Annotated in this window: 12 protein-coding genes; 2 read left to right on the top strand and 10 right to left on the bottom strand. The window is 71.5% G+C overall.

Going from position 1 to position 16742, the window contains the following annotated elements; all coding sequences use genetic code 11:
- Nucleotides 1-118: 118 nt before the first annotated feature.
- Nucleotides 119-388, top strand: a complete 270-nt coding sequence (locus tag AAHG03_RS09130; protein WP_342150314.1) for a hypothetical protein — start codon at nucleotides 119-121, stop codon at nucleotides 386-388.
- A gap of 241 nt (nucleotides 389-629) precedes the next feature.
- Here the strand turns inward: AAHG03_RS09130 and AAHG03_RS09125 are convergent, their stop codons facing one another.
- From AAHG03_RS09125 to AAHG03_RS09100, 6 genes are all read right to left on the bottom strand, one after another.
- On the bottom strand, nucleotides 630-1052 hold the full coding sequence (locus tag AAHG03_RS09125) for an RNA polymerase sigma factor region1.1 domain-containing protein (RefSeq protein ID WP_342150313.1): 423 nt from the start codon (nucleotides 1050-1052) through the stop codon (nucleotides 630-632).
- Between the two features lie 21 nt (nucleotides 1053-1073).
- Entirely contained in the window at nucleotides 1074-4484 is a 3411-nt protein-coding gene (locus tag AAHG03_RS09120; RefSeq protein WP_342150312.1) for a helicase-related protein, read from the bottom strand.
- 97 nt (nucleotides 4485-4581) lie between these two features.
- Nucleotides 4582-7716: a helicase HerA domain-containing protein gene (locus AAHG03_RS09115; protein WP_342150311.1), complete on the bottom strand. Its 3135-nt coding sequence runs from the start codon at nucleotides 7714-7716 to the stop codon at nucleotides 4582-4584.
- Nucleotides 7713-8372 carry a hypothetical protein gene (locus tag AAHG03_RS09110; RefSeq protein WP_342150310.1) on the bottom strand — a complete coding sequence of 220 codons (660 nt, stop codon included), beginning with the start codon at nucleotides 8370-8372 and terminating at the stop codon, nucleotides 7713-7715. The genes AAHG03_RS09115 and AAHG03_RS09110 overlap by 4 nt, the downstream gene beginning before the upstream one ends.
- Complete coding sequence (locus AAHG03_RS09105) at nucleotides 8369-9388, bottom strand: endonuclease domain-containing protein (RefSeq protein ID WP_342150309.1); 1020 nt, start codon at nucleotides 9386-9388, stop codon at nucleotides 8369-8371. Before AAHG03_RS09105 ends, AAHG03_RS09110 begins: the two co-directional genes overlap by 4 nt.
- Before the next feature lie 150 nt (nucleotides 9389-9538).
- The gene (locus AAHG03_RS09100) at nucleotides 9539-10171 is read right to left on the bottom strand and encodes a DUF938 domain-containing protein (protein ID WP_342150308.1); all 633 of its coding nucleotides are present in this window, start codon (nucleotides 10169-10171) and stop codon (nucleotides 9539-9541) included.
- A 135-nt stretch (nucleotides 10172-10306) separates the two neighbouring features.
- Here AAHG03_RS09100 and AAHG03_RS09095 point away from each other — a divergent pair, with 135 nt between their 5' ends.
- On the top strand, nucleotides 10307-11779 hold the full coding sequence (locus AAHG03_RS09095) for an MDR family MFS transporter (RefSeq protein ID WP_342150307.1): 1473 nt from the start codon (nucleotides 10307-10309) through the stop codon (nucleotides 11777-11779).
- A gap of 9 nt (nucleotides 11780-11788) precedes the next feature.
- On the opposite strand, the gene AAHG03_RS09090 is transcribed toward AAHG03_RS09095, so the two are convergent.
- The 4 genes from AAHG03_RS09090 to AAHG03_RS09075 form a co-directional block, all read right to left on the bottom strand.
- The gene (locus AAHG03_RS09090; protein WP_342150306.1) at nucleotides 11789-12319 is read right to left on the bottom strand and encodes a phosphate-starvation-inducible PsiE family protein; all 531 of its coding nucleotides are present in this window, start codon (nucleotides 12317-12319) and stop codon (nucleotides 11789-11791) included.
- 126 nt (nucleotides 12320-12445) lie between these two features.
- Entirely contained in the window at nucleotides 12446-14212 is a 1767-nt protein-coding gene (locus tag AAHG03_RS09085) for a monovalent cation:proton antiporter-2 (CPA2) family protein (protein WP_342150305.1), read from the bottom strand.
- A 40-nt stretch (nucleotides 14213-14252) separates the two neighbouring features.
- Nucleotides 14253-15191, bottom strand: a complete 939-nt coding sequence (locus AAHG03_RS09080) for a pirin family protein (protein ID WP_342150304.1) — start codon at nucleotides 15189-15191, stop codon at nucleotides 14253-14255.
- A gap of 132 nt (nucleotides 15192-15323) precedes the next feature.
- Nucleotides 15324-16160, bottom strand: coding sequence for an alpha/beta fold hydrolase (locus AAHG03_RS09075; RefSeq protein WP_342150303.1), 837 nt, complete (start codon nucleotides 16158-16160; stop codon nucleotides 15324-15326).
- Between the last annotated feature and the right edge of the window lie 582 nt (nucleotides 16161-16742).

Here is a 16742-nt window from a genome sequence, read left to right as displayed (position 1 = left end):
CCGCGTCGGCGCGTGCGGGGAGACACGTCATGCCGGCAAGGGGCGCCCCATATCCAGTTCATCGAAGACGACACGGCCCGGACGACCGGGCCAGCCTCTCACCGGAGACTGACAAACCATGAAGACCCGCATCGCCGCCGCCGTCGCCGCCCTCGTTCTCGGCGCCGCCCCGCTCGCCGCCACGGCCCAGACCTGGGGCGGTCGCTACACCGGCTACGCCGCGCCCTACGATGTCGAGACCACCGGCTCGATCGTCCGCGGCTACGGCTACGGCCCGGCCTTCGCAGCCCCGAGCTGCCCGCAGAGCTCGGCCGCCGAGGGCAACGCCAACCAGCAGCACTTCCCGGTCAAGCAGTACGGCCAGACCTCGGGCGGCTACCGCTGCTGATCGGATGCGCGAGACAAGCAGCCGGCCGATGCTGGGGACAGCGTTCTCCTACGCGATCACCGGCATCTTCGCCTTCGGTCTCGCGACCACGGCAGTCGGCACGGCCCACGCGCTGCTGATCCCCTGACGGCACGACTCCCTGGTAAGATGGGCCGTCACACCATGAGCAAGGGCCGCCGAGAGGCGGCCCTTTTCCCGTCGAAGGGCCCGCCGTTCCGCTCCGAGCCGGGCGGACGCGCCGTCACAGCAGAAGCAGCAATCCCCCCAGGACGACGAGTGCCACGAGGCCGGACAGGAGGACGATCCGGTCCACCGGTACGCCCCCCGCGGCCCGCTCCGATGCGGCGGGGGCCGCGGCCCCCGCGCCGCCCGTACCGCCCGCGCCGTCCGGCGTCCCGACCGGCACCGGGGTTACCGCCGCCCCGCGCTCCGGGACGGGCAGGTCCGGCACGGCCGTCACCGGGCGTTCGCCCCGCGGGCCGAAGGCGTCCGGCTCGACGGAGACGCCCGCGGCGTCGAGTTCCAGCATCACGAGGACGAGGGCATCCACCTCCATCGCGTCGATCGGCAGGACGCGCTGGAGGTCGTCGGCGGTCAGTTCGCCGCGCTCCCGGCCCATGGCGATCAGCCGGTCGAGGGTGGCGCGGTCGATCGGCGTGCTCATGCGGGCCCCGTTGCTTCCCCCTCACCTGTGCCGGGCGGCGGCCTTCTCCAAGTGGCGCAACAGCGCGGCGGCCTGCCGCGCGCAGGCCTCGGGGCCCTCGCCGCCGCGACGCCAGACGACGCGGTTGTCGCGAAGGGTGATCTCGTCCGAGACCCCCATCGTCGGCGGCTTGCGGTCAGGGTGGAAATCCGCCGCGATCCCCTGCGGGCCGCCGCTGAGGCGCACGATGCCGAGCGACAGGCAGCCGATCCGCAGGGCGGCCAATGTGAACAGCGCCTCGACCGCCTCGGGCACCGCCCCGAACCGATCCTCGACCTCGTCGCGGAGCGCATCGAGTTCGGTGCGGGCGCGCAGGCGCAGGAGGCGGGTGGTGAGGCTCAGCCGGATTTCCGGCTCCGGCACGTAGTCGGCGGGCACGCGGCCCGAGAGGCCGACGCGCACCTCCGGGCTCCAATCCTCCGCCGGCTCGCCCTTGGCCGCGCGCAAAGCCAGTTGCAGCAGGTGCTGGTAGAGCCCGAGCCCGACGCGGGCGACATGGCCGGCCTGGGCCTCGCCGACGAGATCGCCCGCGCCGCGCAGATCGAGGTCGCGCGCCGCGATGGCGAAGCCCGCGCCCAGCCGGTCGAGCGCCTCCAGCGTCCGCAGCCGCTTCTCGGCGGGGGCGCTCAGCGGCTTGTCGGCCGCCCCGAACAGCCAGACGCTGCCCCGCCGCTGACCGCGCCCGACCCGGCCGCGCAACTGGTGCAGCTGGGCGAGGCCGAAGCGTTCGGCATCGAACACCAGCATCGTGTTGGCGCGCGGCACGTCGAGGCCGCTCTCGATGATGCTGGTGGCGAGCAGCACGTCGCCCGCGCCGTCGGCGAAGCGGACCATGGCGGCGTCCATCTCGGCCGGCTTCATCGCGCCGTGCGCCGTCACCACGTCGAGGTCGGGCATCAGGGCGGCGAGGCGCCGCTGCATCGGCGCGATGTCCTCGATGCGCGGGCAGACGACGAAGCTCTGGCCGCCGCGGGCGTGCTCGCGACCGAGCGCGGCGCGCACAATCTCGTCCTCGAACGGCGCGATCACCGTGCGGATCGGCCGGCGCACCGCGGGCGGCGTCGCGATCACGCTGAGGCTCTGCAGGCCCACCATCGCGGTCTGGAGCGTGCGCGGGATCGGCGTGGCCGAGAGCGTCAGCAGATGCGCGTCGCCCGCCGCTTTGCGGAGAGCGGCCTTGGTCTTGGTGCCGAAGCGCTGCTCCTCGTCGATGATGACGAGGCCGAGATCGTGGAAGCGCACGCCGCGCCCGGCCAGCGCCTGCGTGCCGACGACGAGGCGCACCGAGCCGTCCTCGATGCCCTGCTTCACCCGCCGCGCCTCGGCCGGCGCCACCAGCCGCGAGAGCTGCGCCACCTCGATGCCGAAGCGGGCGAAACGTCGCGTGAACGTCTCGGCGTGCTGGCGCGCCAGCACGGTGGTCGGCGCCATCACGGCGACCTGCCGCCCGGCGAAGACGGCCGCCGCCGCCGCGCGCAGCGCCACCTCGGTCTTGCCGAAGCCGACATCGCCGCAGACCAGCCGGTCCATCGGCGCCTCGCCCGAAAGATCGCCGAGCGCCGCCTCGATGGCGCGTACCTGATCGCCGGTGAGCGCGAAGCCGAAGCCGGCGGCGAACCGCTCCATCTCCCGCGCGGGCGGGACGAGGCGCGGAGCGCGGGCCGTGCGCCGTTCCTCGGCCGCCTTCAGCATGACGCGGGCGGCCTTGGCGAGCGCGGCTTCGGTCTCCAGCCGCCGCCGGGCCCAGGTGCCGCCGTCGAGCCGGTCGAGGGAGACCGCTTCTTCTTCCGAGCCGTAGCGCCAGATGCCGTCGGCTTGGGAGGCCGGCACCATGCGGATGGCGTCGTCGGCGAAGCGCAGGCGCAGGGCGTCCTCGTCTCCCCCCGGCATCGCCTCCAGCCCCTCGAACACGCACAGCCCGTGGTCGCGATCGACCGCGACGTCGCCGATGCGCAGCTCGACCTCGCCGATGGGGAGCATCGCGACGGGGCGCGCCGCGCCCGCATCCGCGCCGCCGAACAGGTCGGCGGCGGCGATCACCGTGGCGCCGGCCTCCGGCACGCGAAACCCCGCCTGGATCGGCGCTTCGAGCGCCAGCATCGCGCCGGGGGCGGCCTGCGCCACCTCGCTCCAGCCGTCGATGAGGCGCAGATCGCGCCCGTCCTGCTCGGCCGCCGCCCGTACGAGCCGGCGTAAGGGCGCCTTGGGGCCGGTCAGCACGATGCGGTCGCCGGCTTTCAGGCGTTCCTTCAGGATCTTGGCGAAGGCGGATTCGGGCCGGCGCTCGCGCACGAAGGGCGAGAGCGCAACCTTTTCAGCTTCCTCGGTGCTGGCGGTGGCGAGGCCGTGGCGTTCGACCAGGGCCGTCCAATCGGCAGGCGTGAGATAAAGCTCTGCCTCAACAGAACGAGGCGCCTCTCCTCCCCCTTGCGGGGAGGAGACAGGAGGTGGGGGTGGTTCAGGATTTGGCGAAGCGGTGCCTTCTGAACCACCCCCACCCCTACCCCTCCCCGCAAGGGGGAGGGGACCGCGCGGCGCCGACGCACCCCCCAAAGAATCCTCGCGCGCTTCCTCCAGCTGCTCGAAGAAGGCGGCGACGCGCTCGTCCGTGCCGGCCTCGACCACGAGGCGGGCGTCGGGGACGTAATCGAGCACGGTCGAGAGTTCGCGGTAGTGGCGCGCCAGCCGGTGCTCCTCGCCGGTGAAGGGCGTCAGCGTGCGCTCGGACCCTTCATCCGGCACGATCTCGGTGGCCGGATCGATCACCAGCCGCTCGGTCTCGGTGCGGGAGCGCTGCGAGACCGGATCGTAGGCGCGGATCGCGGTGACGCGGCCGTCCGCGTGCTCGATGCGGCAGGGGAGGGGGGCGGCGGCGGGAAACACGTCGATGGTCCGGCCGCGGATCGCGACCTCGCCGGGCTCGTCCACCCGGTCGTCGAGATGGTAACCGAGCCGGGCGAGCTGCGCCGTCAGCGCCTCCGGGTCGAGCCGGTCGCCGACGCGGATCTCGACATGGGCCGTCGCCCAGGTCTGGGCCGGCGGCACCCGCTGCAGCAGGGCCGGGGCCGTGGTGAGAAGAAAATCGGGCAGCGCGTCCCGGTCGGTCAGCCAGCGCAGCACACCGGCCCGCGCGCCCATGACGCCGCGCGAGGGCGAGGCCCGGTCGAAGGGCAGGCAATCCCATTCGGGATAGACCGCGACGCTCCGTTCCGGCGCCAGCGCCCGCAGGATCGCGGCGACCTCGTCCAGGCGGCGCCCGTCGCGGGCCACGTGCACCAGCGGCCGCGCGCCGTCGCACAGGCCGAGCAGCGAGACCGCGAGCGCCCCGGTCGGGACCAGCGGGACGGCGCTCGGCTCCGGGGCAGACTTCTTGGCAGTCTTCTTGGCGGCCATCGGGGGTCCCTGGTGAGCCGGTTCAGGACCGGCGCACTGAGGAACCGCGCTCAAGGCCGCCGGGTCCCGCCCGCGGCACCGTGGTCCACAGCCGGCTTCACCCCGCTTTCATCGAGCGGCGCGCGAGCTCCACCACCTCCTCCGGGCGCGGCGGGTTGGCCGGGTGGTGGCTGAGGCAGAGCGGAGTGCGGAGCTTGGCAGGTTTCCCCGAGCCTTCCGTGGCGAAGTAGAACTCGCCCGCCCCGAGCTTGCCGATGTCGGCGGCGCTGCCGCCGCTGGCCGACAGAATCTCTTGGGCCGCCGCGATGGTGGCGGGCGCACTCTGGCGGCCGAAGAACTGCGTGGTGCAGTTCGAGACGACCTGATTGTGGATGCCGCGGGGCACCTGCGTCGCCACGATCATCCCGAGCCCGTACTTGCGCCCCTGCGCCACCAGCTTGATGCCGCTGCCGAGGCTCGGGCCGGACCTTTGCGACGGCAGGAAGCTCTGCGCCTCGTCGATGACGTAGAGCATGCCGCGGGGCGACGGGTGGCGCTTGATCCAGCCGAACAGGGTCATCTGCAGCCGGTTCACGAAATCCTCGCGCGCGGCCTCCGAGGCCAGCCCCGACAGGTTGATCACCGAGATGCGGGTGCGGGCCGGGTCCGCCCCGAAGAACAGGTGGCGCGGATCGAGCACCGTGCCCTCGACCTTCAGGAGCGGATTGGTCGCCAAAGCCGCGTGGAGCTGGTCGGCCATGCCGGCAGCGAGTTTGGCGGCGTTGCCGATCCGGCTCACGTCGTCGGGCAGGTCCGCCAGCAGGTCCATGAAGGCGGAGAGCTTGGCGCCGCCCCGATCCACGAAGCGTTCCAATGCGTTGGCCAGAACGCCGCGCTGAATCTGAGTCTTCGCGCCGGCCAGCGGCCCCAGCGTCTCGGCGGCCATCTCGATTGCCTGCTGGCGCTCGTCCCGGTCGTCACCCAGTTCCGAGAAGTCGGGCAGGACCGACAGGAACAGCGGGTTGCCCGCGTGCAGGCCCGGCGTCCACACGGTCACCTCGACCCCGGCGCGGTAGGCCTCCGCCTTGCGCGCGTCCTCGTCGGAAAACCGCTCCGGCCGCTCGGGCCAGGGTTCGCCGAGGCGCGAGAGGTCGTTGTTCGGGTCGATGACGATGGCCGGGATGCCGGCCAGGGCCGCCTCCTCCACGAGGCGACGCAGCAGCACGGTCTTGCCCGAGCCGGAGCCGGCGATGATCGCGGTGTGGCGCGGCAGCAGGCGCAACGGCAGGCTCACGCCCGGCGCGTCCGGCGTGAGGCGGTGCCCGACCGGGATCGCGTCCGGCGCCGTTTTTTGTGGGGTTTCCTTCGGCGCGGGCGGAGCGGGGGGCTTCGCGACGGGGGCGGGGGCCGGCTCCGGGATGGGCGGGGGCGGGCTCACCGGCGGCGTCGTTTCCGTTTTTCCCGGTCCGTGGGCGAGGGCCGCGTCGCGAAAGAAGTCCGTGTCCATCAGCGGCTGCTCGGCCCGGAGCCAAGCCACGAACCGGTCGGCGGCGCCCTCGGCCTGCGCCCGCGCCCGCAGGTCGCGCAAGCCCACGAACACCCGCAGATCGTTATCGGAAGGATCGAGCAGACGCCCCCCGGCGGCCGCGAAAAGTTCGAACAGCTGCTTCGTCTTGGCTCCGCTCGGCATCGCCCCCCGGCGCACCAGCAGCAGCGCTCGGTCCGGGATGCGCGAAGAGATGCCCGAGGCGGTCAGCGCCGCCCGCAGCCGCGCCTGGAACGCGATGGCGTTCTGGTGCTGGAGCGCGCGGTAGCAGACGTGCCGCTCACGATCGTTCTCGTTGCGGTGGATGAAGATCAGCCGGCCGTGCAGCGGTGGAATCCGCTGGTCCGGCTCGCCCTTGCTCGCCACGTCGAGGGCGTCGTCGGGGTCGTCCTCCAGAGCGTAGAGGTCGAAGGCGTCGCGCAGGACTTGGCCGAGCCAGCGGTCGTCCTCGGTGTGGATGCCGTCGATCTCGGCGGCGCGGCAGGCCGCGGCGAGGTCGAATTTTGTGGCCTGAGGTGGCGCCACCGCGGTCGGCGTGGTGACGAGGCTGTCGCAGACGCTCGCCGCCCCCACTGCCAGGCAGCGGCGGCGGAAGGCGTCGCAGCGCATCAGCAGCGTGCGCGGCATGATGGCGGACGCCGCGGCTTCAGAGAGGGCGCGCTCGGTGAACGGCCAGGTCGGGAAGGGCGGCGTGAAGCCCGCCGCCGCGTAGGCCGGCGCCAGCCGCCCGGCCACCAGCGCGAGGGTCGCCTCCCGCTCGTTCATGCCGACGAGCACTTGCGGTTCGGTGAAGCGCTGGAGCATCGGCTGGAGGCTGCGGGCCGAGAGGCGGTCCCAGGAATCCTGCAGGCACGCGACCACGCTCATGCTGCGGTCGCAGACGATGTTGAGTTCGAGCAGGCCCGCGGCCAGCACCTCGGCGAGGCCCGCTTCCGCCTCGATCCCGTCTTCGGCGGCGAGCCGGCTGGTCTCGATGATGCCGTCGATCTGATCGACGGCGATCAGCGTCGGGCCGCTCAGCGCCATGATCCAGCACATGCCGCGCACGAGTTCGACCGGCGCGGGCGGCGGCGTGCGGAAGCCGAGAGCCGCGCGCTCGGCCGGGTCGGCCTCGTAGCCCTGGAGCCACGCATGGGCGAGCCCGACCACGCCGAAATCCTGCGAGCGCAGCAGGCACAGCGCCCGGAACACGTCGAGATGCTTGAGGGCACGCGAAGCATCGACCCGCATCAGCGCCTGGACCAGCACGTCGACGATCCGGCGGGCGTCGATGTTGGGCGTGTTGAACGCCGCCTCCACCTGCACCTCGACCTGGAAGCGGCGGGCGACGCCCGCCAGCACCGCATCCGATTGGCGCCGCCCGTCGGGCATCGCCTGGAGCAGGGCGGTGACGAAGCTGAGGGCGGCGCTGCGCCAGAAATCGGTGAGCCCGAGCACGTCGAGGGGCACAAACCAGCCGCCTCGGCGCCACGCCTCCTGCCGCAGCTGGCCAACCAGATGGGTCTTGCCGACGCCGGATTGGCCGACGAGGACGCGGCCCATCGCCCGGTCGGAGGGCTGGCGCGCCTTGTCGTGCAGCTCAGCGACGATCTCCGGCACCAGCCGCTCGTTCGGGGCCCCGGTCGGGGCGGTGTCGATCCAGATGCTGTCGAGGGTGCGGACCCAGTCGAAATCGACCCGGCGCAGGGCGTCGAGGGGCTCGCTCATGACTGGATCCAGAGGATGTGGAAGGGCTCGCCCGCGGGGCTGAACGCCGCCGCGCGCTCCGCCGCATCGAGGGATTTCGGATCGCTGAACTGGCTCAGCCGCGCCGTCTTGTCGCCGCTCAGGATCGCGGCGAGCCCGGCGTCGACGGTGGCGCGGTCGAGGTCGGCGAGTTCGGTGCGCAGGGCGCTCAGGCGAACTGCCTTGGCGCGCTCGCCGCCCGTCAGCGCGAGATAGGCCTTTTCGATGCGCGCACGCAGTTGCTTCGCCGTCGGTTTTTTCGGTTTGGGCGCAGCCTTTTTCTTGGTCGGCGCGGGGGGCGGGGCCGGTTCCTCGGGCGCCGGGCCGACGAGTTCGGCGAGCGTGCGCCCGTTCGCGGCGAGGTCGGCGCCGATCCGCTCCAGCCAGTCCTGCAACACCCGAAAACTCGGCGGCAGCGGCGCGCGCAGGTGCTCGCCGGCCCAGTTCCAGCCGCGGTCGGTGACGGTGAGGCGCAGCGAGCGGCCCTCCTTGGTCGCCTCGACGTAGCGGCCCGCCAGAAGCGCCTCGCGGTCGGCCTTGTCGATCTTCGGCACCAGCGCGCTCTGGAGGGCGCTGCCGTAGCGGCCCAAGAGGCACCACAGGATCAGGGCCTGCTTCGGCGTTGGCGTCCCGCTCATCGCTCCCCTCCCTCTGTCCTTCGCCGCAGGTTCACCACGGCGCGGATTTTTTCGATGCACAGGCTCAGGTCGTCCGCGACCTGCCCGTTCGTCAAGCGCAGCACGAGGTAGCCCGCCGTCAACAACTCGTAGTCCCGGTGGCGGTCGTTGCCGAAGTTCGGCTCGCCGCGATGCTCCGGCCCGTCGAGTTCGACCACGACGCGGTGGGCCCGGCAGAGCAGATCGACCCGCGCCTGCCCGCCCCAGGCGCCGACCGGCACCGCCGCGTTGCAGGCGAACAGGCCGGCCAGCTCCGGGTCGTGCTCCAGGGCCGCGGCGACCCGCCGCTCGGTGGCGCTGGCGTGGTGCGGGCCGGCGGGCGCGATGAAGCGGGCGACGGCCGCGGGTTCCGTGCGGGCGAGGGCGTGGGCGCCGTAGAGCAGCCGGTCGTAAGGCGCGGTCTCGGGCGGCGCGACCGGCAGCACCGCGACGATGGCCGCGCCGTGCCGGGCGCACCATTCCATCGCCTCGATCACCGGGCGGGCGCGGTGCGCGGAGGCCGGATCGACCTCCCAGATCAGCGCCGGGCCGTTGGGCCCGAGCACGCCGAGGAGGCGCACGAGTTCGATCTCCCGCGCCATCCGGCGGAAGCGCGGCGTCAGCCCGAGCGCGGCGCGCTTGGCCGCCGCCTTGCGCCAGGGATCGGGCGAGGGGGAACCGCCGTCCGGCCAGTCCGGCCAGCGATCCAGCGCGAGTTCGGCGAGGTCGTCGAGCAGCCGCCCGATCAGAACCGGTGCGGTGAGCGGCACATCGCAGGCGACCGGCAGCGCGCCGCGGGTGGAGCCTTGCGCGAGCAGCCGCCCCACGCCCTCGCGGCCGATGCCGAGCACCACGAGGCGCTCGCCCGCGCCCAAGCCGTCGATCCGACCGGGCAGTTCGCCGGCCGTGAGGGGCGGGCGGGCGGTCGCTTCGGGATCGGGGAACGCGCACACGCCGGGGAGAACCATCGAGCCGGAACGGACGAGGCTGCGCCTCACCCGTGTTTTTCAGCACGGCGTTGCGCCCCTGGCTAGAGCACGATGCGGAAAAGTGGAATCCGGTTTTCCGGAATCATCGTGCGATCATAAAGAGATAGAGCGTGCTGCTGTTTCCATGAAACAGCAGCACGCTCTAGAGAATCCGCATCCTCAGGTTGCCGCAGGCCCGCCTTTCCGCAGCACGACGCAAAGATTGTTGGCCGGCATGGCGATGCGCTCGGACAGATGCAGGCCGTGGCCGGCGGCGGTCGCCAGCACCGCCTCGAGATCGCGCACGCCCCATTCCGGATCGCGCATCCGCAAATCCGCGTCGAAGCGGGCGTTGCTCTCGGCGGTATGCACGCCACTGACGCGGAACGGGCCGTAGAGGACGAGCGGCCCGCCCTCCGGCAGCAGGCGCCCGGCGCCCGCGAGCAGCCCCGCGGTCGCGGCGGGCGGCGCGATGTGGATCATGTTGATGCAGACCACCGCCTCCGCCCGCGCCACCGGCCACGCCTCGGCGCAGGCATCGAGTTCGAGCGGCAGTAGGAGGTTCGGCAGGGCCGCCGGGCGGGCATGGGCCGCGATGCTCCCCAAGGCGCGCCAGTCCGGGTCGCTCGGCTGCCAGCGCAGATGCGGGAGCGCGGCGGCGAAGCGCACGGCGTGCTCGCCGGTGCCGCTGGCCACCTCCAGCACCGTGCCGGCGGGCGGCAGCACGGCCCGCAGCACGTCGAGGATCGCCGCGCCGTTGCGGGCGGTGGCGGGGGCGAACAGGGCCTCCCCCTCGGTGGTCTCGCCGCTCACGCCGCCCTCTCCGGAGTCCTGCCCTGCATCCGGCCCCGTGCCTGCGCCTCCCTCTCGCCCCAATCAAGCTCTGTCTGGGCCGATCCCGTGCCGTCCCGCCGACCGCCGGGACGCGCCCCATCCGAGGCCATCCCCTTGAACGTCACCCCTCGCGTCGATGTCCCGGCGCGCCTCAGCCCGGAGCAGATCCGCTCGATCCTCATCGGCCTCGTCGCCGCGATGCTGCTCGCCGCCCTCGACCAGACCATCGTGGCGACCGCGCTTCCGACGATCGGCCTCGAACTCGGGGACGCGGCGAACCTCCCCTGGATCGTCACCGCCTATCTGCTCGCCTCGACCGCGGTGACGCCGCTCTACGGCAAGCTCTCCGACATCCACGGGCGGCGGATCATGCTGCTCATCGCCATCGTGACGTTCAGCCTCGGCTCGCTGCTCTGCGCGCTGGCCCCCAGCATGATCGCGCTGGCGCTCGCCCGCGGGCTCCAGGGCGTCGGCGGCGGCGGGCTGATCGCGCTGGCGCAGACGATCCTGGCCGACATCCTCACGGCCAAGGAGCGGGCGCGCTATCAGGTCTACATCGCGGGCGTGTTCGCCGTGTCCTCGGTGGCCGGGCCGCTGCTCGGCGGCTTCTTCGCCCAGCACCTGCACTGGTCGGCGATCTTCTGGATCAACCTGCCGATCGGGCTCGTCGCCTTCCTGCTCACCAACGACAAGCTGAAGCTCCTGCCGCGCCACGAGCGGCGGCGCAGCGTCGATTATCCCGGCGCCGCGCTGCTGGTGGCCGGCTCGACCAGCCTGATGCTGGCGCTCAGCTGGGGCGGCGTGCGCTATCCCTGGGCTTCCGCCCCGGTGCTCGGGCTTCTCGCCTTCGGCAGTTTGAGCGCTGCCGCGTTCGTCGCCCGCCTCGCCACCGCGGCCGAGCCGCTGATCCCCTTAAGCGTGTTGCGCGACCGCGTGGTCGCGGGCGCGACGCTCGCCGCCTGCTTCGCCATGGGCACGCTGATCGGGCTCTCGATCTACGTGCCGATCTTCCTCGAAGGGGTGATCGGGCTCGATCCGAGCCGGTCGGGCCTCGCCATGGTGCCGCTGATGGTCGGCACGGTCGTCGGCGCCACGATCTCGGGGCGCTCGATGGTCCATTTCCGCCACTACAAGCGCCTGCCGCTGGCGCTCCTGAGCCTGAGCGTCGCCGCCTGCGCCGCTTTGGCCTTCCTCGGCCACCGGCTGCCGCTGTGGGGGATCGAGGGGCTGTTCGTGCTCCTCTCGATGGGGATCGGCACGGTGCTGCCGCTCTCGACCATCGCGGTCCAGAACGCGGTGCCGCTGCCGCAACTCGGCATCGCCACCGCCTCCATGAATTTTTTCCGCGCGCTCGGCGGTGCGTTGATCGTGGCGATCTTCGGCACGCTGGTGCTCGGCGGGGCCGGCGAAGGGGCGGTGCACGACATGGCCGCGCTGATCCGCGGGGCGGATGCGGCGCAGCTCGGCCAGACCTTCCGCCTCGTCTTCCTCGCCGCCTGTGTCGGCCTCGTCCTGGCGCTGGCCTGCCTCGCCCTCGTCGAGGAGCGCCCGTTGCAGGATGGGGCTGCGAGGAAGCCCGCGGGCTGAGGACGCGGCTTACGAGCCTGCGTGCTCCTCCGATTCCTCGCCCGCCGGCTTCCCGTCTTCGCGGGCGCGGTGGAGGATGAAGATCGCGATCACCATGGTCAGGATCAGGCCGGCGAGCACCGCGAGTTCGATCATCGCGGCCTGGAACAGCGCCTGCTTCTCCGGCGACCAGTCCTTGGAATGGGTGATCTCGGAGGATTGCAGGGTGATCACCAGCACCCGCCGGATCGAGGCGATCAGGCCGACGATCAGGAACGGCTCGCAGGTGAGCCGGCCGGAGCGCATCGACACCCTGACCGTGTGCAGGATTTCGATCAGCATCAGCAGGAACAGCAGGCGGTCCACCACCTCCAGGATCTGGGCGGCGCCGCCGAGCGCCAGGATCGCGCTCCACGTCAGTCCCGCGGCGTCGATCAGTGCCACGAGGGCGGTCAAGGCCAGAAGAACGCCGAGCGCGGCGTAGATCGCGTGTTCCGTATGCAGAAAAACGAAGCTCGCCGCGCGCGTGAGCCGGCCTTGATCGTCCTCGTCCTTGGTCATCGTTCGCCCCCCGTCAGTGTCCGCAATCAGACAGGAACGGGGGGCGCGCGTCCAGCGTGCGGCGTGATCAGCTTTGCCGCGGAGGGGCGTTTCGAAAGCCGGTCGCGATCTTGTCAACCGGTGCTTCTATCCGGCCCGATGCGCCGGGGCCGCCGCGTTGCCGTGGATCAGGTCGAGGCCGGCGTGGATGCCGCCGACGATCTCCAGATCGAGGCGCTCCGCGTCGCGGCGGCGCACCTCGGCCATGATGTCGTCGGCCGTCTCCGGGTCGGCCCCGACCGTCAGCAGCGCCCGCTCGCCGAGGCTGAGGGCCGAGGCGACGGTCTCGCGGATTTGGTAGGCGACGCCGGCCTCGATCAGCGCGATGGCGTGCTCCCGGTCGCGGGCGCGGGCGAGCACCGGGACCAGCGGGAACTCGGCCCGGGCGATCTCGGCGATGCGCCGCGCCGTCTCGGGCTCGTCGATGCAGATCAGGATCGCGTGGGCCGTGGCCGCCCCGGCCGCGCGTAAGATGTCGAGGCGGGCGCCGTCGCCGTAATAGACCTTGAAGCCGAAGCCTTCCGCGAGCCGGATGTTTTCCGGGTTCACGTCGATGATCGAGACCGAGCAGCCGCGCGACAGCAGCGGCTGGCTGGCGATCTGGCCGAATCGGCCGAAGCCGACGATCAGGGCGCTGCCGACGAGGTCTTCCGGCGCCTCGACGCCGTCCAGCGACGGGACCGCCTTGGGGCCGAGGCGGTCGAAGGCGATCACCATCAGCGGCGTCAGCGCCATCGACAGGATGACGGTGGCGGTCAGCACCGCGTTGGTGGTGGTGTCGATGAGGCCGACATTCGCCGCCGCCGCGTAGAGCACGAAGGCGAACTCGCCGCCCTGCGCCATCAGGGCGGCGCGCTCCAACCCTTCCGCGTGCGACGCGCGAAGCGCGCGGGCCACCGCGTAGATGATCAGGCTCTTGACCGTCATGTAGGCGGCGACGCTCGCCAGGATCAGGCCCCAGCTCGCCGCGATCACGGTGAGATCGAGGGACATGCCGACGCCGAGGAAGAACAGACCGAGCAGGATGCCGCGGAACGGCTCGATGTCGGCCTCCAGCTGGTGGCGGAAGCTCGATTCGGAGAGCAGCACCCCGGCCAGGAACGCCCCCATCGCCATCGACAACCCGCCGAGCTGCATGGCGAGCGCGGAACCCAGCACCACGAGGAGGGCCGCCGCGGTCATCACCTCGCGCGCCTTGGCGGCGGCGAGCAGGCGAAACAGCGGGTTGAGCAGCCAGCGGCCCGCAGCCACCAGCGCGGCGAGCGAGGCCAGCGCGATGGCGATCGCGACGAGGCGGTCCCATCCGCTCGTCTCGGCGCCGCCCGGCGCCAGCAGGGCGACGGCGGCCAAGAGCGGCACGATGGCGAGGTCTTCGAGCAGCAGGATCGCGACGATGCGCTGGCCCTTCGGCGTCGAGAGTGCGCCGCGCTCCTCCAGCAGCTGCATCACGATGGCCGTCGAGGTCAGGACGAAGCCGGTGCCGGCCACGAACGCCACGGGCAGCGAGAAGCCGAGCGCGAGGCCGACCCCCGTGAGCGCGGCGATGCAGGCGCCGACCTGGGCGAGCCCGAGGCCGAAGATGGCCCGCCGCATGCCCCAGAGGCGGGAGGGCTCCATCTCCAGGCCGATGATGAACAGGAACATCACCACGCCGAGTTCGGCCACATGCAGGATCGCGTGGGCGTCGGTGAACAGGCGCAGGCCGAACGGGCCGATGGCGAGCCCGGCCAGCAGGTAGCCCAGCACCGAGCCGAGCCCGAGCCGCTTGAACAGCGGCACCGCGACGACGCCCGCCGCCAGCAGGGACACGACCTGCACGAGTTCGCTCGCGGCGCCCGTTGCTTCAGCGGCCATGGCGGATTCCTGTTTTTGGGGGGACGCGAGACGGGGGCGCTTACGGGTAGCGGACCGGCGGCGGGTCTTCGGGGAGGGGGATGAACTCGGCATCGTTCGGCACGGTGTCGAACCGGCCCTGTCGCCAATCCTCCTTGGCCTGGGCGATGCGCTCGGGCCGCGACGAGACGAAGTTCCACCAGAGGTGCCGCGGCCCGTCCATCGGCTCGCCGCCGAGCACCATGAAGCGCGAGGCCTCCGTCGCCCGCACGCTGATGCGGTCACCGGGGCGGAACACGAGGAGCTGGCCCGGCCCGAAGCCGTCGCCCGCGATCTCGATGGCGCCCGACACCGTGTAGATCGCCCGCTCGTCGTAGGTCGAATCGAGCGGCAGCACGGCGCCGGCCTCCAGCGCCACGTCGGCATAGACCATCGGGCTCGATGTCCGCACCGGCGAGCGCGCCCCGAAGGCCTCGCCCGCGATCAGCCGCACGGTCTTGCCCTCGCCGGTCAGCACCGGCAGCGCGTCGGCCTCGTAATGCTCGAAGGCCGGGGCGGTCTCCTCGTCTTTGGCGGAAAGCGCGACCCAGCTCTGGAGGCCGAACAGCGTCGAGCCGGTCCGCCGCAGGTTTTGTCCGGTGCGCTCCGAATGGGTGATGCCGCGCCCGGCCGTCATCCAGTTCAGTTCGCCCGGCCGGATCGGCAACTCGGTGCCGAGGCTGTCGCGGTGCATAATCTCGCCCTCGAACAGGTAGGTCACCGTCGAGAGGCCGATATGCGGGTGCGGGCGGACATCCATCCCGGCGCCGAGCACGAACTCGGACGGGCCCATCTGATCGAAGAACACGAACGGGCCGACCATCCGGCACTCGGTCGAGGGCAGGGCCCGGCGCACCGCGAAGGAGCCGAGATCGCGCGAGCGCGGCACGATCAGGGTCTTGATCGCGTCGCAGCTGAAGTGATCGCCCGGAACGGGATCGTCGGCGCCGTGCCAGCTCATCGTGTGCTCCTGTTGCGAGGGATCGACGGCGCCGCCCGATCCGGCCGGCGCCTCAAGCCTGCGGACACCATGCGGCAGGCGCTTATTGATGAAAACGGAAACGATCGAAACGCATCGTTTCTGTTTGGGGCGTCAGCCCTTCACGAACGCCAAAATATCGGCGTTGAGCCGATCCGCGTTCAGCGTCAGCATGCCGTGCGACAGGCCCGGATAGGTCTTGAGCGTGCCGTTGCGCAGGAGCCTAATCGACTTCAGCGCCGAGGGACCGATCGGGACGATCTGGTCGTCCTCGCCGTGCAGCACGAGGGTCGGCACCGAGATCGCCTTGAGGTCTTCGGTCTGGTCGGTCTCGGAGAAGGCCTTGATGCCCTCGTAATGCGCCTTGGCCGAGCCCATCATGCCCTGGCGCCACCAGTTCCGGATCACCCCCTGATGCACCGTCGCGCCGTCGCGGTTGAAGCCGTAGAACGGGCCCGAGGGGACATCGAGGAAGAACTGGGCGCGGTTGTCGGCGAGCGCCTTGCGGAAGCCGTCGAACACGGCGATCGGCAGGCCGTCCGGGTTCGCCTCGGTCTTGAGCATCAGCGGCGGCACCGCGCTCACCAGCACCGCCTTGGCCACGCGCCCCCGCGGCTCGCCGAACCGGGCGACATAGCGGGCGACTTCGCCGCCGCCGGTGGAATGGCCGACATGGACGGCGTTTTTCAGGTCGAGATGCTCGACCAAGGCCGCGGCGTCGGCGGCGTAACGGTCCATGTCGTGGCCGTCCGAGACCTGCGCTGAGCGCCCGTGCCCGCGCCGGTCGTGGGCGACCACGCGGTAGCCGTGGCTCGCGAAGAACAGCATCTGCGCGTCCCAGTCGTCGGAGGAGAGCGGCCATCCGTGATGGAACATGATCGGCTGCGCGTCCCGCGGACCCCAGTCCTTGTAGTAGATCTCGGCCCCGTCCTCGGTGGTGATCGTCGGCATGCCAAAGCTCCTCGCGATGGGATGATCCTGCGGCATCGTCCCGGATACGTTCCTCGAGTCAATACTCGAGGTCTCAGTGCCGTCGTCGTCTTCCCGAACGGCGAGGGTGCCGGCCGAAAAGCCTTCGGCGTTTCGTGCGAGGATCATGCGTCCGCCGCGGCGCGCTGAAAATGGAAACGATGGAAATACATCGTTTCGAAAATCTCTCTCTATGGTTTCCGGCCGATCGCTTCGGGCGCCGCTCCGCCTCGCAATGACGGTGTGAGCCTGCGGCCGACGTGATCGGACCGGAACCGTCCCATCGAACAGGCCCGCGATTCGAAGCATGCCCCACGCGCCCCGATCGGCTATACCGGGCAACGGAGAGGGAAAAATCGCACCGGTCGCTTGCGTGACCACATTTTATAATTCAAAATTCAAAAACTCGGACGCACGGGTCCAGGGCTGCCGGCAGCCCTGGACCCGTCGCAGGCCGCCCGCTTCTCGACGCCGGATCGCCGGAGCGTGCTCCCTCAATGGAGCCGCCCGGAGGTCACGAGAAGCTTGGGTCGGTGTCCCGATACCCATAAAACGATCGAGTGC

This window comes from Methylorubrum subtropicum (assembly GCF_038442325.1).
GTDB lineage: Bacteria > Pseudomonadota > Alphaproteobacteria > Rhizobiales > Beijerinckiaceae > Methylobacterium > Methylobacterium subtropicum.
Note: the sequence above shows the minus strand (reverse complement) of the source record. Positions and strands in the feature narration are given on the sequence as shown.

Coding starts and splice junctions, on each gene's coding strand:
- AAHG03_RS09130 (WP_342150314.1), top strand. CDS start 119: ATGAAGACCCGCATCGCCGCCGCCGTCGCCGCCCTCGTTCTCGGCGCC.
- AAHG03_RS09125 (WP_342150313.1), bottom strand. CDS start 1,052: ATGAGCACGCCGATCGACCGCGCCACCCTCGACCGGCTGATCGCCATG.
- AAHG03_RS09120 (WP_342150312.1), bottom strand. CDS start 4,484: ATGGCCGCCAAGAAGACTGCCAAGAAGTCTGCCCCGGAGCCGAGCGCC.
- AAHG03_RS09115 (WP_342150311.1), bottom strand. CDS start 7,716: ATGAGCGAGCCCCTCGACGCCCTGCGCCGGGTCGATTTCGACTGGGTC.
- AAHG03_RS09110 (WP_342150310.1), bottom strand. CDS start 8,372: ATGAGCGGGACGCCAACGCCGAAGCAGGCCCTGATCCTGTGGTGCCTC.
- AAHG03_RS09090 (WP_342150306.1), bottom strand. CDS start 12,319: ATGACCAAGGACGAGGACGATCAAGGCCGGCTCACGCGCGCGGCGAGC.
- AAHG03_RS09085 (WP_342150305.1), bottom strand. CDS start 14,212: ATGGCCGCTGAAGCAACGGGCGCCGCGAGCGAACTCGTGCAGGTCGTG.
- AAHG03_RS09080 (WP_342150304.1), bottom strand. CDS start 15,191: ATGAGCTGGCACGGCGCCGACGATCCCGTTCCGGGCGATCACTTCAGC.
- AAHG03_RS09075 (WP_342150303.1), bottom strand. CDS start 16,160: ATGCCGACGATCACCACCGAGGACGGGGCCGAGATCTACTACAAGGAC.